The organism is Neorhizobium galegae, from assembly GCF_017877055.1.
GTDB lineage: Bacteria > Pseudomonadota > Alphaproteobacteria > Rhizobiales > Rhizobiaceae > Neorhizobium > Neorhizobium galegae_D.
In genome coordinates this window covers 561,278-576,431 of record NZ_JAGIPG010000003.1, presented here as the reverse complement: position 1 = coordinate 576,431, position 15,154 = coordinate 561,278, and the positions used below count along the sequence as shown (strand labels likewise).

The 15,154-nt window shown below is 60.6% G+C and carries 14 protein-coding genes; 5 read left to right on the top strand and 9 right to left on the bottom strand.

All coding sequences use genetic code 11. The annotated features are described in order from the left end of the window. Nucleotides 1-21: 21 nt before the first annotated feature. From J2857_RS21910 to J2857_RS21890, 5 genes are read left to right on the top strand one after another with little or no spacing between them, the layout of a single operon-like run. A complete protein-coding gene (locus J2857_RS21910) occupies nucleotides 22-1,029 on the top strand; it encodes an ABC transporter permease (RefSeq protein WP_210012188.1) in 1,008 nt (335 codons plus the stop codon). Beyond that, entirely contained in the window at nucleotides 1,026-1,886 is an 861-nt protein-coding gene (locus J2857_RS21905) for an ABC transporter permease (protein WP_037078620.1), read from the top strand. The genes J2857_RS21910 and J2857_RS21905 overlap by 4 nt, the downstream gene beginning before the upstream one ends. Continuing rightward, a complete protein-coding gene (locus J2857_RS21900) occupies nucleotides 1,886-2,953 on the top strand; it encodes an ABC transporter ATP-binding protein (protein WP_210012187.1) in 1,068 nt (355 codons plus the stop codon). Before J2857_RS21905 ends, J2857_RS21900 begins: the two co-directional genes overlap by 1 nt. Then, the gene (locus J2857_RS21895; RefSeq protein ID WP_210012186.1) at nucleotides 2,950-3,846 is read left to right on the top strand and encodes an ABC transporter ATP-binding protein; all 897 of its coding nucleotides are present in this window, start codon (nucleotides 2,950-2,952) and stop codon (nucleotides 3,844-3,846) included. The genes J2857_RS21900 and J2857_RS21895 overlap by 4 nt, the downstream gene beginning before the upstream one ends. Nucleotides 3,847-3,889: 43 nt before the next feature. Further along, the gene (locus J2857_RS21890) at nucleotides 3,890-5,437 is read left to right on the top strand and encodes an alpha-N-arabinofuranosidase (RefSeq protein WP_373426779.1); all 1,548 of its coding nucleotides are present in this window, start codon (nucleotides 3,890-3,892) and stop codon (nucleotides 5,435-5,437) included. Nucleotides 5,438-5,477: 40 nt separating this feature from the next. Here J2857_RS21890 and J2857_RS21885 read toward each other — a convergent pair whose 3' ends face one another. The 9 genes from J2857_RS21885 to J2857_RS21845 all read right to left on the bottom strand — a co-directional run bounded on the left by J2857_RS21885 (nucleotide 5,478) and on the right by J2857_RS21845 (nucleotide 15,130). Further along, nucleotides 5,478-6,404 (bottom strand): ArsR/SmtB family transcription factor, encoded by a 927-nt coding sequence (locus tag J2857_RS21885; protein ID WP_037078626.1) that lies wholly within the window; start codon nucleotides 6,402-6,404, stop codon nucleotides 5,478-5,480. Between the two features lie 3 nt (nucleotides 6,405-6,407). Then, nucleotides 6,408-6,566: a hypothetical protein gene (locus J2857_RS21880; RefSeq protein WP_210012184.1), complete on the bottom strand. Its 159-nt coding sequence runs from the start codon at nucleotides 6,564-6,566 to the stop codon at nucleotides 6,408-6,410. Between the two features lie 103 nt (nucleotides 6,567-6,669). Beyond that, a complete protein-coding gene (locus tag J2857_RS21875) occupies nucleotides 6,670-9,024 on the bottom strand; it encodes a penicillin acylase family protein (protein WP_210012183.1) in 2,355 nt (784 codons plus the stop codon). Between the two features lie 9 nt (nucleotides 9,025-9,033). Beyond that, entirely contained in the window at nucleotides 9,034-10,011 is a 978-nt protein-coding gene (locus J2857_RS21870; RefSeq protein ID WP_210012182.1) for an ABC transporter ATP-binding protein, read from the bottom strand. Next, nucleotides 10,008-11,006 (bottom strand): ABC transporter ATP-binding protein, encoded by a 999-nt coding sequence (locus J2857_RS21865; protein ID WP_210012181.1) that lies wholly within the window; start codon nucleotides 11,004-11,006, stop codon nucleotides 10,008-10,010. Before J2857_RS21865 ends, J2857_RS21870 begins: the two co-directional genes overlap by 4 nt. A gap of 6 nt (nucleotides 11,007-11,012) precedes the next feature. Then, a complete protein-coding gene (locus J2857_RS21860; RefSeq protein ID WP_210012180.1) occupies nucleotides 11,013-11,795 on the bottom strand; it encodes an SDR family NAD(P)-dependent oxidoreductase in 783 nt (260 codons plus the stop codon). Nucleotides 11,796-11,823: 28 nt separating this feature from the next. Further along, nucleotides 11,824-12,687 carry an ABC transporter permease gene (locus J2857_RS21855; RefSeq protein ID WP_037078640.1) on the bottom strand — a complete coding sequence of 288 codons (864 nt, stop codon included), beginning with the start codon at nucleotides 12,685-12,687 and terminating at the stop codon, nucleotides 11,824-11,826. Nucleotides 12,688-12,697: 10 nt separating this feature from the next. Beyond that, nucleotides 12,698-13,618, bottom strand: a complete 921-nt coding sequence (locus tag J2857_RS21850; RefSeq protein WP_037078643.1) for an ABC transporter permease — start codon at nucleotides 13,616-13,618, stop codon at nucleotides 12,698-12,700. Nucleotides 13,619-13,636: 18 nt separating this feature from the next. Then, nucleotides 13,637-15,130, bottom strand: coding sequence for an ABC transporter substrate-binding protein (locus J2857_RS21845; RefSeq protein ID WP_210012179.1), 1,494 nt, complete (start codon nucleotides 15,128-15,130; stop codon nucleotides 13,637-13,639). Nucleotides 15,131-15,154 lie beyond the last annotated feature (24 nt).

The window sequence follows — 15,154 nt, the reverse complement described above, 5'->3', positions numbered from 1 at the left end:
ATCCCGATATGCGAGGCATCAATGCGTTCCTACGCCATCTACGTGGCCAAGCGCGTCCTGCAGTTCGCGCTGGTCGTTTTTGTCGGCATCAGCATCACGTTTCTGATCACGCATCTTACGCCGATAGATCCGGTCGAGCATGCCGTCGCTCAAGTCAGTACATTTGGTTTTTCCAGCCCCGAATCCATCGAACTTCTTCGGCAGTCCCTTAAGGAACTCTACGGCGTCGGCGACAATCTGTGGGAGGAATATCTCATTTTCTGGCGACGACTTGCCATGCTCGACTTCGGCCCCTCGCTGTCGGCATTCCCCACGCCCGTGAGTGAACTGATCGGAAGAGCCATCCCCTGGACTATTGGTCTCCTTACAGTGTCCACCGTATTGAGCTGGTTTATCGGCAATATCCTCGGCGGATTGGCGGGCTACTACAGCCGCAATCGGATCCTTCGGATCCTCGGCATGATCATGATGGGGCTCCATCCCGTGCCCTACTACATAGTCGCCTTCGTTCTGTTGATCGTCTTCACATTCCTGCTGCCGATCCTGCCGAGCAGCGGCGGCTACGAGATGAATCTTGCGACCGGCTGGACGCCGCAATTCGTGGGCAGCGTTCTGTTGCACTCCATTCTGCCTTCGCTCTCCCTCATCCTCGTCGGTGTCGGAAGCTGGTTCATGGGAATGCGGGCGCTGGTCTCGAATATCGTTACCGACGACTATGTCACATACGCTGCGCTCGCCGGTGTTCCCGAGAAGCGGCTGGTGACGTCCTACGTGATGCGTAACGCATTCTTGCCGCAGATCACCGGCCTTGCGATGTCGATCGGCGCAATCTTCAACGGTGCGGTAATCACCGAGCAGGTTTTCGGATACCCGGGCATCGGGCGCCTCCTGGTCGAGGCAGTCCATGCGGCGGATTATTCGCTCGTTCTAGGGATCACGTCGATTGCCATCATCGCGGTCTCGGCGGCCGTCTTCATCATCGACATCATCTATCCCCTGATCGACCCGCGCGTACAGGTGAGCCAATGATTGCCGTCCTCAGAGACCTGTTCCGCTATAACGGCGAGTTTGCGATCGGATGCGTGATCATGGCGATCATCCTCGGCATCGCCGCTGCCTCTTTCTTCTCCCCCTACGAGCCGATCGACTCCTACCTTGTGGCCTTGGATGCGCCACCGTCGCTGGAATATGTATTCGGAACCAATTCGCGCGGTCAGGACATTTTCTGGCAATTGACCTTTGCGATTCGCAATACTCTCGCCTTCGGCTTCATCGTAGCGCTCATCAGCCGCATTCTCTCCCTGGTGATCGGGCTGATCTCGGGTTATGTCGGCGGGATCGTTGACCGTATCCTGATGTCGATCAACGATACGTTTATCGTCATCCCACTCTTCCCGCTTCTGGTCCTGCTCTATTTTGTGTTGCGTGACGACATGACCTGGTTCGTGCTTGCACTCGTCATGGCGGGCCTCGGATGGGCCTATGATGCGCGGCTTATTCGATCAGTCATGATAAGCCTCAGAACCCGTGAATTCACCAACACCAGCGTCTTCTCCGGCATGTCCATGCCAAGGATCGTCACGCAGGAACATCTGCCCTATGTGCTCCCGATCGTCTTCTCGACGTTCATGAACAACATGAACTGGTCGATCGGGCTCGAAGTCACGCTTGCGGTCTTGGGCTTTACCGATGTCGATACGCCGACCATCGGCGGCATGATCTTCTGGGCCAACCAGCACAGTGCAATGGTGTCCGGCGTCTGGTGGTGGTACTTTTTCCCAACCCTTTTCGTGACGTTGACGTTCATCGGACTCTTCCTTCTGGCCATCTCGATGAATGAATACATCGATCCGCGCAGCCGGCTCGATCGGATGGGGAATTCCTGATGACGCAGATCTCCGCCTCAGCCGGTCACGGAAACGCGCACGTCCTGGAAACGAGTGACCTTCGCGCCTACTACCGGATGAAATATTTTGGGATCGACCGCGAAGTAAGGGCTGTTGACGGGATCTCGATGCACGTGCGCAAGCACGAGATCTATGGCATTGCAGGCGAATCCAGTTGCGGCAAAACCACGTTCATCAAAGCGATCGCCGCTGCGATCAGACCCCCGCTGGAAATTGTCGGCGGGCAGGTAAACTACAGCTTCATCGACGACGATCTCTACGCTTTGTCCCCGGCACGACGCACCGCCATACGCTGGCAACACCTCTCCTACATCCTGCAAGGCTCGATGAACGTGCTCAATCCCGTTCGTCGCATTCACAAAACCTTCGAGGATTTCGCGTTCCGGCACATGCATTTGCCACGCGCCGAATTCGACCAGGAGGTGCGGCGCCATCTGGAGCGGCTGCGCCTTCCTGCTGAGATACTTCGCTCCTATCCACACGAACTATCGGGCGGGATGCGACAGCGCGTTTGTATCGCGCTCGCGACACTTTGTAAGCCGGAATTCATCATCGCCGACGAACCGACGACCGCGCTCGATGTCGTCGTCCAGAAAGACGTCCTCGCGATGATCCGGGAAACGCAACATGAATTCGGATCGTCAATGATCTTCGTGACCCACGACCTGACGGTTCATGCAAATATCGCGGACAGGCTCGGCATCATGTATGCCGGACGGCTTGTCGAAGAAGGGCGAACGGCTGACGTTTTTGCCAATCCTTTGCATCCGTACACGGCCCATCTGATCGCCAGCCTTCCGACGATCGGCGACAGGCATACACGCGACGGGCTTCACGGAACCCCGCCGAACCTGGCCGATCCTCCAAAAGGGTGTCGTTTCCATCCGCGATGCCCACTGGCGATGGAGATTTGCCGACACGAGAACCCCGCCCTTACCACCCTCGCAGAAGATCACAGGGTGGCATGTTTTGCGGCGAGTTCGGACGTCCTGCCGATCGCTGATGGGAAGCCGAACCAGCCCGAGGCATTGGAGGTCGAGCGATGACGGCTCCTCTTCTGCACCTCGACGGCGTCTCCAGGCTCTACAAACGGGGGGGCTTGCTTGGCCGTCAGGAATTCCGGGCGGTCGACAATGTGTCGTTCCGCCTGGAGGGCGATGAACCTCAAATCTTCACGATTATCGGCGAATCCGGAAGCGGCAAGACGACGCTTGCGAGGATGATCCTCAATATGGTCCGACCAAGCGCGGGGACGATCTTCTTCAAGGGTCGGGACCTGGCTTCGATCCGCGGGACTGGGGCGCGGCGAAGGTTCATGAAAGAGGTTCAGCCGATCTTCCAGAATCCTTTCGAGGCGTTCAACCCTCTAAAACGCGTCGATCGCTATCTGTTCATGACAGCAAAGAACTTCACTGAGGCTCGATCACCCGCGCAGGTGGAAGCCGTTGCTGACAAGGCGCTGAACAACGTCGGCCTTACGATTGCTGAAGTCCGCGGCCGTTTTCCACATGAACTCTCAGGAGGCCAACTCCAGCGAGTGGCGATTGCCCGGGCACTTATCCCCGGCCCGTCGATGCTTATCGCGGACGAGCCGGTTTCGATGGTCGATGCCTCGCTGAGAATGTCCATCGTCAATCTGTTCCGTGCACTGCGCGACGATCTCAAGGTTTCCATCATTTACATCACGCACGATCTTGCCACGGCCTATTACGTGAGCGACAGGATCGTCATCATGCGCAAGGGGGAGATCGTCGAAAGCGGTGCGGCGCGCCTCGTTCTTGATAACCCCCAGCATCCGTACTCCCAGCTCCTGAAGTCCGCCATCCTTTCTCCCGACCCGAACGGCCGCGGCGTGCTGACCGGCGACAGCGCCGCGTCTCAGCAAGCGCGTGCATCGCCCCACCCAGCCGCCCTCGAGACAGAGCCGCAGTCGTATTAGCGGCGAATTATCCATTTCCTGAAGCAAAGTGAGATTTGAGATGATCAAGGCCCAAGCCCGGTTCGACCGGGACTTTATCATTGGTGAAACCGACAACCGTCTGTTCGGCGCGTTTATCGAGCATCTTGGCCGCTGCGTCTACGGCGGCATTTTCGAACCTGGCCATCCAACGGCTGACGAAAAAGGGTTCAGGCGGGATGTTCTGGAGCTCGTGCGCGAGCTCAATCCCACCATCATGCGCTATCCGGGCGGCAACTTCGTTTCCGGTTACAATTGGGAAGATGGAGTGGGGCCGGTCGAGCAGCGCCCACGCCGCCTCGATCTCGCATGGAAATCCGTCGACACCAATCATTTCGGAACCAACGAATTCATGGACTGGTGCCGGGTTGCCGGCATCGAACCGATGTTGGCTGTCAACCTCGGTACGCGCGGACCCGACGAAGCCCGCCATCTGCTTGAATACTGCAATCATCCTTCCGGCACCCACCTTTCCGACCTGCGCCAACAGCACGGCTGGGAGAAACCGCACGACATCAAATTCTGGTGCCTGGGCAACGAGATGGACGGCGGCTGGCAGATGGGGGCGAAGACTGCCGAGGAATACGGTCGCATCGCCGCCGAGACCGCAAAGATGATGCGGATGACCGATCCGACCATTGAACTGGCGGCCTGCGGATCCTCCGGACGAAAAATGGCGACATATGGCGAATGGGAGAGGATCGTCCTCGAACACACGTTCGATCATGTCGAGTTCATATCGCTGCACACCTATCTCAATAATTATGCCGACGATACGCCGTCGTTCCTCGCAAGCCCTGACCTGATGGACAGCTTCATCGAAGAAGTGGTTTCGATTGCCGATGCCGTCGCGGCGCGCCGTCGCTCCCGCAAGCGCATCATGCTGAGTTTCGATGAGTGGAATGTCTGGTATCGCACCCGGCGCGGCGAACATAACCGCGTCAAGGAAGGATGGCCCGTTGCTCCACCCATCCTGGAGGAGGAATACGACATGCAGGATGCGCTTGCCTTCGGCGGCGCATGCATCTCACTCCTCAATCACGCCGATCGCGTCAAGGCCGGATGCCTCGCCCAGCTTGTAAACGCCATTGCCCCCATCATGACGGAAACCGGTGGTCCGGCCTGGCGGCAAACGATCTTTTGGCCTTTCTCGGACTTCAGCAATCTTGGCAGGGGCAGTGTTCTCAGAACTCGCGTGGATACGCCGACCTATGCCACTCGCTACTACGACCCCACGCACACGGAAGACCTGTACGACAAGATCGACGCGGTTCCCTACCTCAAGTTCTCGGCAGTGCATTCCGAAGAGAACAAGACAGTCACCCTTTTTATCCTGAACCGGCACCTTTCCGACGACATGCAGATTGATATCGCGGCAACCGGCTTTGGCGGGCTAAAGCTGCAGCGAGCACATTCGCTGCATCACGATGACCTCAAGGCGAGCAACACCAAGAATGAGCCGGACAAGGTGGCCCCTCACAATCTGAGGGACATAGAGGTGACGAGCGGCAGTGTCACGGTCACCGTTCCCCCGGCGTCATGGAACGTCGTTCAGTTTGGCGCTTCCCTGTGAAGCCGAGGTCGAGGACGGATCGTGCTTGTCCTAGCCCTCGTCAGGCGAGATAGAGCCGCATGATGATGTCCTGATCGTAGTTGCCGAAGCCGCGACCGAAGATGTTGATGCCCCCTGGGTGGGGGGCATGCTCTTCTATGCCGATTTTCATCCTGATCGAATGATGCTCGGCCAAGCCGATGTCGTCGATTGTGACGTTGGAGATCGATACGCCGTCGATAAACGATCCCTGCTTGGTTACGCGCCAAGTCTTCAGCTTTCCGTATTGAGAGCCTTCAAGCTTCCACCACTGTGGCGTATAGACCCCGCGTTTGTCGCCGTAGTCACCGGGTGACGTCCACGTCCCAATGCGATGTTCGTTGATCCACAGCGTTATGTCGGATGGCCAGTTGACGTTCGTCCCCGGCACTTCCGACGAAAGCTCCATGGAAAATTCGATTGCCTCGACCGCTGACTTCACAAGCTTGGCGTTGTTTGGAAATTTGTATTCGACATTACCGCGCCCGAACCAGATCAACGCTGCTTGCACCCGGCCGGGATCCAGAAAAAAATCGGGAACATCCAGCAGGCCGATGACGCCGTCTGGCGAGCAAAGCCCGCAGGGTGCGGAAACTTCGCAGCTCGTGTAGAGCCCTAGAGGCATCGCGACCTCGATCTGGTTGTTCCTGGTTGCTTTTTCAGCGGTGTCGAACCTGACGATGATCTCGTCGTATTTGGCGCTGCAAATCTTCTGATTGCCTTTGGTCGCCTTGACTGAAGAAGTCTCGATGAGACCGGCCTCTTCAAGAGTCAGAATGTTCACGGCAACTGTCGACTGCGGCAGCGACAAGGCCGCGCTAATTTCATTGACGTTTAGCTTTCCCCGATCATGGAGAAGCTGAAGAATGTTGACTCGAATGGGTGAAGCCAGGCCCTTTAGAACCAAGCTGCCGGTACCAGCGGAAACTGTGAGAAAATTCGGCTTCATACTTCAGATCATGCTGTTGCCCTTCATCTGTATCAGGATTTTTGATTTAGTAAGAGCGAATTTTTCGGCGGCTGGCACGTTAGTCGCCCCAAAAATATCAACAAGACCCCTGCCCGCCGTCACTACAGGTGCGATCTGCTGCCGCGTCGTCGACAAGGCCATTTCGGATCTCAACGGCTATTCCCGCGTGGCCCACCACTTTTCCAATCTCAGCAAGGTGCGCCCACTCAGATGCAGCTCGGGTAAAGGTACAGGTCTCGCCCGCTCAAGCCGGCAGAAGCATAATGCGGTGGATCGTTTCCTCGGCGATGCGGTCGTCGCTGTAGAGGAGCGGCACGTATTCGCCTTTCGACCAAATGCTGGCCAAGTCCCGATAGTGCGGCGAGCGCGGATCGCCGGACTGGCCGGGGGTGTTGATGCAGACGCTGTTGTCCCAGTCGCCGACATCCATGACGAGGCGGACGGAGGCGCCGGCGTTGACGCTAAAATCGCCCATCCGATAGGCGGCATGCATCGGCGTCGAGCGGCTGCCTCCCAGCGGCAGCGGGCCGACATTCCAGTCAGTGGCGCCTTCGGCCTTGATACGGCTGGTCGCGTGTTCGAAGAGCGCGCGGTGCAGGTCGCCCCAGCGCCAGGCGGCTGGATCAGGGCCGAGCCGGATTTCGCAATCGGCAAAGCCGGCGGAAAGCGTCGATAGCAGCATGGCGTCGCGATCGGCGGCGTCCCAGAGTGTGCCGGGTTCGCTGAGCAGCACCAGCATCCGGTCGACATCGCCGGGCAGCAGCAGTTGGCGGACGGTCGGGTTCGGTGCGAACCTCGCCAACAGTGCCGGCCGCAGGTGTTTCATCCACCAGACTTCGAAGAGCGTGGCCGGTGCACTCCCCGCTTCAAGACGGTATTCCCAGCCGTCGAAAAGCTTTATGGCGCGCTCCTGCCGGTCATCCAGCGGTTGACGGCTGGCGACTTTTTGAAGCACGGCGCAGATGGTCGCGGCCGGGCGGGAATAGATATCGGTCTGCAAGGCCATCGAGGCCCGTAGCGTGTGTTTGGGATCGGCGCGCAGGACCGACTTGATGCGCTGGGCGCGGCTGACCTCCGCCCATTCGTGGCCGATGGAAGGGGCTGTCGGGTCGCGGTCGGCCGGCAGGTTCATTTCGTTGGCGGAGGCGACGAAGCCATCCGCCGGGTTATAGGCGTACGGCAGATCGCCGGCCGACAGGAACCCATCCCATTCATGAGAGCCGTGGCCCGGCACAGGCAGCAGCCCTTCCCAGTTGCGGCGCACTGGCGTGAAACCGGCGGTGAACCAGCCGATATTGCCGTCCACATCGGCACTGACGTGGTTGACGGACGGCGTGCCCCAAGACCCGAGCGTCTGCGAAAACGCCTGAACCGAACCGCTGCGCATATAGGACAGGCTGCCAAGATAGGCTGCCGACCCCGGCGAGAGCCAGACGGAGCGCATGGCAATGACCTGGCGAATCTCTAGGTTCTCGTGGAGGATCGGGCCGTGGCGGGTGAAGGAGAGCGTCAGCGTCTGCTCGGCATGACCCTTGACCGCGAAATTCTCCTCCACGCGGGTGATCTTCTCCCAGCCGTCGCCATAACGATAGTGTTCCGTATCGCCGTCCTTCGTCTCATAAACATAGACGTCTTCCTGATCGGCGCCGAAGATGGTGAGGCCGAAGGCGGTGCGGTCGTTATGGCCAAGCGAGATGCCGGGCGCGGTCGGTTCGCCGGTGCCGATGGCGTTGAAGCCCGGGGCTTGAAGGTGAACGAGATAACGCAGCGACGGCACTGCATGCGCCCGGTGCGGATCGCTTGCAAGGATCGGCCGGCCGGTTTCGGTGCGCGAACCGTGCACCGCCCAGTTGTTGGACCCTTCCTCCGCGATCGCCTGAACGATATCGCCGAGATCGGTGACCTCCGTCCATTTCCAGACGTCGTCGAGTGCTGCCGCCAGCCGGGCCTTGTCGAAGGTGACGGCCGCGGTGGCAAGCTTGAAGAGACGGGTCGCGGCAAGCGGAATATCGGCGAGCGAGATCCCGTCGGCCTGTTTCAGAGAGACGGGCGGATCGAGTTCAAAGCGCAGCAGGTCCGTTTCGGCGTCCGCAAGCGCCATGATGTTGGCGCGCAGTATTTCCGAAATGCCGTTGCGGGTCAGCGCGTGGCTGCGGATGCGCACCACGTCGTCCGGCTCCCACCGCGACGGCCTGGTGTCGAAGACGGCGAATTCGGGCGGCAGGCGGGCCGGTTCCGCCTTGCAGAGCGTGATATAGGCGTTAATGCCGGCCGCAAAGGCGGTGCAGATCGCCTGCGTATCCGGTGCATAGGAAATCCATTCAGGGGTCATGTCGCCGCGATAGAGGAAATGCCGGGCGGCATGATCCTGCGCCAGATAGCCAGGGCCGAAATCGGCGGCGAGAAGCCCGAGGCCACGCTTGCGCCAAAGGTCGAGTTGCCATAGCCGGTCGCGGGCGGCGTTGAACCCCTGGACGAAAAACAGGTCCTTATCGCTTGCCGCCCTGATATGCGGGATGCCCCAGCGGTCGATGCGGATTTCTGCTTGGGCATCCAGGCCGGTCAGCCGGAGTGTTTCGTTCCCTGGAACATCGCTCATGGCATTCTCCTACGCGTGATGACAGGCGACACGGGCGCCATCGGCGCGTGGCGTCAGTTCCGGCCGCTCTCTCGAGCAGATTTCGGTCGCAAGCGGACAGCGTGTGTGGAAGGCGCAGCCAGACGGGATGTTTGAAGGACTTGGCAACTCGCCGCTGAGGATGAAGCGCTGTTTGGCGCGCTGCACCTCTGGGTCGGCCTCCGGCACGGCCGACATCAGCGCCTTGGTATAGGGATGTTTCGGATTGGCGAAGAAGGTGTCACGGTCGGCCATCTCGACGAACCGGCCGAGATACATGACCGCCACCCGGTCGCAGATGTGCCGGACCACGCCGAGATCATGGCTGACGAACAGGTAGGAGACGCCGGTGCGCTTCTGCAAGGCGACCAGCAGGTTGAGGATCTGGGCGCGAACAGAAACGTCGAGCGCCGAGACTGGCTCGTCGCAGATCAGCAGATCCGGCTCCAGGGCAAGTGCGCGGGCGATCACTACGCGCTGGCGCTGGCCGCCGGAGAACTGGTGCGGATATCGGTCCGCATGTTCGGGACGCAGGCCGACCTGTTGTAGCAGCGTTGCGACACGTTCCTTTAGCGCCTTGCCTTTGGCGACGCCGCGCACGATCAGCGGTTCGCCGATGGTGGCGCCCACCGTGGACCGCGGGTCGAGAGACAATGCAGGATCCTGGAAGATCATCTGCACCTTGCGGCGGATATCGTTGAGCTGCCGGCGATTGGCGCCGACCACTTCGTCGCCGCTGATGCGCACGCTTCCCGAAATGGGAGCCTGCAGGCCGACAATGGTGTTGGAAAGGGTCGACTTGCCGCAGCCGGATTCACCGACCAGCGCCACGGTCTCGCCGCGGGCGATATTGAGGTCAACGCCGTTGACCGCCTTGATCACCGGGCCGGCTTTGCCGAGCAATCCGCCTCGGCCGCCGAAATGCACCGCCACGTCGCGGATTTCGAGAACGTTCTGACGCTCGCTCATGCCGCCACCTCGCGGATTTCCGCCATGCGATCGATATGCCAGCAGGCCGAACGATGGCTTCCGCCGCAATCGAAAAGAGGCGGCTGTTCGGTGCGACACTTGCCGGTCGCGAGCGGACAGCGTTCGGTGAAACGGCAGCCGACGCCGAATTCGTTCGGCGTCGGCACCGTCCCCTCGATGGTCGCGAGGTCCGCCTTCGGCGCATCATCGAGCTTGGGGACGCTGGCCAGCAAAAGGGCCGTATAGGGGTGCTTGGGCTGCCGGAAGAGATCGTGCACCGGCGCGATTTCGGCGATGCGGCCCGCATACATCACCGCCACGTCGTCGGCGATATCGGCGACCACGCCCATGTCGTGGGTGATCAGCACGATTGCCGTGCCGCGATCGGCGACCAGCTTCTTCATCAGGTCGAGTATCTGCGCCTGGATGGTCACGTCGAGCGCCGTGGTCGGTTCGTCGGCGACGAGCACGCGCGGGCCGCAGATCAGCGCGATCGAGATCATGATGCGCTGGCACATGCCGCCGGACAGTTCGAACGGATATTGATCCAGTCGCCTTGTCGGGTCGGGAATGCCGACATCGACCAGCATCTGCCGCGCCTTCTCATAGGCCTCGGCCTTCGAGACGCCGTGATGGGCGCGATAGGCCTCGGCAATCTGCGAGCCGACCGTCGTCAGCGGATCGAGCGAGGCGCTCGGCTCCTGGAAGATGATCGAGATGTCCTTGCCGCGCGCCTTGCGGAACTGTCGCTCGGACAGGGCCGCAAGATCGGTATTTTCGAGCATGATCCGACCGGCGGTGCGGCGGGCGGCGGGCGGCAGCAGGCCGAGCATGGCATAGGAGGTCAGCGATTTGCCACAGCCGGACTCTCCCACCAGCGCCATGACTTTGCCGGGCGCTACAGTGAAGGAGATATCGTCGACGACATTGGCGCCACCGATATCGATGGTGAGCCGATCGACCGTCAGCAATGGATTGGCAGCGGCGTCCATCATGTTTCCTCAGCCTGTCGTCCTGGCCCGTTCGGGACGCTTGTAATTGCCGATCGAATTGCCGCCATCGACGCTGATCACGGCGCCGGTGATAAAGGCGGCCTTGTCCGAGCAGAGATAGGCGATGGCGCCCGGCGCATCCTCGGGACCGCTGGCGCGGCCGAGCGGAATGTTCTTCAGCATGTTGGTGACGTATTCATCGGAAAGCTCGCTCACCTCGCTGCCCGGCGCAAAACCCGGCTCGACGACGTTGACGCGAATGCCGTATTCGGCGAGCTCCATGGCGAACCCCTTGGAGAGCCGCTCGATCGCGGTCTTCGATGTACAATAGGGGACGGAATTCTGGTTCATCTTGCGGGCAGCACCCGAGGAGATGTTGACGATCGAGCCGGCCTTGCCTTCGGCGATCATCAGCTTTGCGAACTCACGAGAGAGCACGAAGGGGGCGCGCAGGTTGACGCCGAAGACGCGGTCCCAGTCGGAGAATTCCATGTCGAGCAGGCTAAAGCGGGTATAGATGCCGGCATTGTTGACGAGTATGTCCGGCGCTTTCCATTCACGCTTCACGAGATCGACGAGTTCGAGCATCGAGGCATCGCTGGTCAGTTCGGTCGCATGCAGCAGAACCCTGGAACGGCCGAGACCGAGCTCGGCGACCGCCTTTTCCAGTCCATCCATTCGGATATCGCTGAGACAAAGCCTTGCGCCTTCCCGGGCGAAATAGGCGGCGATCCAGCGGCCAAAGATGCCGGCGGCACCGGTGATGACGATGGTCTTGTTTTCGAATTCCATGACTTGAAACCTTAATGCGCCAAACGGTTCAACGGGTACGGGAACGTGGGTCGAGCTGGTCTCGCAACCAGTCGCCAAGCACGTTGACGGAAAAGACGAGCAGGAAGAGGCAGACACCGGGAAAGGCAACGATCCACCAGGCTCGTTCGATATATTGACGGCCAACGCTCATAATCGAGCCCCAGCTCGAGGCCGGTGGCTGGATGCCGAGGCCGAGGAAGGAAAGGCCGGCTTCCATCAGGATCATCAGGCCGAATTCGGCGGTTGCGACGATCAGCACCGGCCCGGCGATATTCGGCAGGATGTGGTGGAAAAGGATGCGTGCCGCCCCTGCCCCCGCCAGCTCCGAAGCCTTGATGAAGGGCAGGTTCGCCACCTGCAGCGTCTGGGCATAGGCGACGCGGGTATAGCGCGGCCAGCGGGTGAGGCCGAGCACCAGGACCAGCTTCAGGAAGCCCGGACCGAGCACTGCGACGGTCAGCACTGCGAGCAGGATCGCCGGGATCGACATCATGATATCGACGAGCCGCATGATGAGGATCTCGATCTTGCCCCGGAACCAGCCGGCAATCATCCCCAGCGTCACACCGACCAATGACGAGACGACCACGGACAGCACGGCGACCGAGAGCGAGACGCCCGCCCCATAGAGCGTGCGCGACAGCAGGTCGCGTCCGAGATCGTCGGTGCCGAGCCAGTAAGTGATGCCGCGCATCTCGAAGCCTGGCGGCTTCAGGCGGCCGAGCAGGTTCTGCCGATTGGGATCGGCCGGCGCCACCCAGGGCGCGAAGATCGCCAGAAGCACGATCACCAGGAAGATGATCGATACGACGATGACCGAGAGAGGGACCCGGCGAAGGCGTTGGCGAAGGGCGAGGACGGCGGTGCTCAAAGCCTTCTCCTTATCGAACCAGACGGATGCGCGGATCCACGAGCGCGTAGACGAAATCCGCGATCACGCTGGTCAGCACATAAACGAAGGAAATCAAAAGCACGATCACCTGGACAACCAGGAAGTCGCGAGACTGGATGGACTGGATGGCGAGCTGGCCGATGCCCGGCCAGGCGAACACGGTCTCGACGATGACGGCACCGGCAAGCAGGTTGCCGATTTCGAGCGCGGCGATGGTGATGACCGGGATCGCTGCATTGCGCAGCACATGGCGGAACACGACGGAGCCGAGCGACAGGCCGCGGGCGCGCCCTGCCCTGACATAGTCCTTGCCAAGTTCGTCGATGATCGAGATACGGGTCATGCGGGCGAAGGTCGACATCGAGATCGCTCCGAGCGCCAAAGAGGGCATGATCAGCGAGGCGAAATCGCCAGAGCCGGAGGTGGGCAGCCAGCGCAGCGTCACGCCGAAGACGAAGATCAGCACGATGCCGGACAGGAAGGTCGGCACGCTCTGGCCGGTAACGACGATCGCGGTCAGCAGCCGCTCGAGCCAGCCGCCGCGCCTGGTCGCCGTGACGATGCCGGCCGGAATGCCCATGCCGATCGCAACCACCAGCGCGCCGGCGGCAAGCATCGCGGTATAAGGCAGGCGCGAAAAGACGATATCGAATGCGGGCACCCGCTGAACGACGGAAATGCCGAAGTCGAAATGGGAAAGGCCGCCCAGATATTCGAGATATTGTACCCAGATCGGCCGGTCGAAACCGAGCTGGCTGCGCAACTGGGCGATCATCTCGGCCGACGCGTCCTGCGGCACGAGCAGCAGGGTCGGGTCGCCCGACAGATGCATGACGACGAAGACGATGGTGAGAACGCCGAAGATCGCAATGATCGCCTGTATCAAACGTTCGACGGCGTATCTCAACATGATCGTATTATCCGTCTGTTACTGCTGCCAGCTCATGTCCATGACGAACATGGCTTCGTTGGCGGTCGGCTGCCACTTCAGCTTCTTGTTCGCGCCATAGAGCGCATAGGCCTGGTAGAGGCCGAGGCCCGGAACGTCGTCCTTGATAACCTGGTAGGCCTGCTCATAGAGCTTCAGCCGCTCGTTCTTGTCGAGGATGACACGTGCCTTGTCGACGGCTTCATCGAACTTCGGGTTCGAATATTTGGCCCAGATGCTGCCGGTGCGGAACAGCGGGAAGATCACGCCGTCGACGTCCTGGCAGGCGCAGGACCATGCGCCGAAGGCAAGACCGCCGGCATTGGCGGGGTCGCCCTGGCGGCGCTTCAGGAAGGTCGCCTGGTCGCTGGACGAGATCTCCACCTTGAGGCCGGCTTCGTTGACCATCTGCTGGATGGCTTCCACGGTGGCGCGGCTATAGGCGGGAGAGGTCAGGAATTCGACGGTCGCACCTTCCGCGCCGGCGGCCTTCACCAGTTCCTTCGCCTTGTCGAGATTGTATTCGTATCCCTTGACCTTGTCGGTGTAGCCGAAGACCGGTTCGGCACCGAGCACTTCCACCGGTTTGCCGTAGCCTTCGAGCAGGGCTTCGACGAGCGCCTCGCGGTCGATCGCATAGGCGATCGCCTGGCGGACGCGGATGTCCTTGGTGGCGCCGCCCTGGGCATTGATGAACAGGTAGCCGATGCGCTCGGTCGGAACCGACAGGACCTGCGAATTCGAGTCGTTCTTGATGCTCTCGGCCTGATCCGGCGGCACGTCGCGGACGAGGTCGGCCTTGCCGGTCTTCAGGTCGGCGATGCGGGTCGAAACATCCGGAACGGTGCGGAAGACCACCTTCTGGAACGGCGGCTTGGCGCGCCAGTAGCTGCCGTAGGCTTCAAGTTCGGTCTGAACGCCCTTCTGCCAGTTGGCCATCTTGTAAGGGCCGGAGCCGAGCGGCTTCAAGTTGAATTCCTGGTCGCCGACCCTTTCGACATAGGCCTTCGGCACGATCGACAGCTTGACGAGCTGAGCGAGCAGCGCCGGATAGGGCGACTTGGTGGTCATCTTGACCACGTTCGGGCTCACCGCCTCGGCCTTGGCGATCTGATCGAACTGCGAAAGCTGCGGGCTCTTCAGCTTCGGGTCGATGATGCGGTTGATCGAGAAGGCGACGTCTTCGGCGGTGAGCTTCGTGCCGTCCTGGAAGGTGACGTCGTCGCGGATCTGGAACTCGATCATCTTGTCGTCGAGATATTTCCACGACTTGGCGATCTGCGGAACGATCTCGCCCTTCACATCGCGGGTCAGCAGGTTGTCGAAGATATTGCGGTAGATCGAATAGCTGTCGGTATTCCACTGCAGATGCGGATCGAGCGTCGCCGCATCGTTCGGCAGATCGATGGTCAGCGTATCCTTGGTTTGCGCAAGCGCAGTCGAAGCGGTGAGCGCCAGTAGCATAGCGGCTACGGATGCGAATTTGGCAGACATGTTCCTTACCCTCATTGTTGTTGC

Bases quoted from the DNA above. Each gene is read 5' to 3' on its own strand.
- J2857_RS21865 (WP_210012181.1), bottom strand. From the start codon at position 11,006: ATGATGGACGCCGCTGCCAATCCATTGCTGACGGTCGATCGGCTCACC.
- J2857_RS21885 (WP_037078626.1), bottom strand. From the start codon at position 6,404: ATGAAGCCGAATTTTCTCACAGTTTCCGCTGGTACCGGCAGCTTGGTT.
- J2857_RS21860 (WP_210012180.1), bottom strand. From the start codon at position 11,795: ATGGAATTCGAAAACAAGACCATCGTCATCACCGGTGCCGCCGGCATC.
- J2857_RS21850 (WP_037078643.1), bottom strand. From the start codon at position 13,618: ATGTTGAGATACGCCGTCGAACGTTTGATACAGGCGATCATTGCGATC.
- J2857_RS21895 (WP_210012186.1), top strand. From the start codon at position 2,950: ATGACGGCTCCTCTTCTGCACCTCGACGGCGTCTCCAGGCTCTACAAA.
- J2857_RS21900 (WP_210012187.1), top strand. From the start codon at position 1,886: ATGACGCAGATCTCCGCCTCAGCCGGTCACGGAAACGCGCACGTCCTG.
- J2857_RS21870 (WP_210012182.1), bottom strand. From the start codon at position 10,011: ATGAGCGAGCGTCAGAACGTTCTCGAAATCCGCGACGTGGCGGTGCAT.
- J2857_RS21905 (WP_037078620.1), top strand. From the start codon at position 1,026: ATGATTGCCGTCCTCAGAGACCTGTTCCGCTATAACGGCGAGTTTGCG.
- J2857_RS21875 (WP_210012183.1), bottom strand. From the start codon at position 9,024: ATGAGCGATGTTCCAGGGAACGAAACACTCCGGCTGACCGGCCTGGAT.
- J2857_RS21845 (WP_210012179.1), bottom strand. From the start codon at position 15,130: ATGTCTGCCAAATTCGCATCCGTAGCCGCTATGCTACTGGCGCTCACC.
- J2857_RS21910 (WP_210012188.1), top strand. From the start codon at position 22: ATGCGTTCCTACGCCATCTACGTGGCCAAGCGCGTCCTGCAGTTCGCG.
- J2857_RS21880 (WP_210012184.1), bottom strand. From the start codon at position 6,566: ATGGCCTTGTCGACGACGCGGCAGCAGATCGCACCTGTAGTGACGGCG.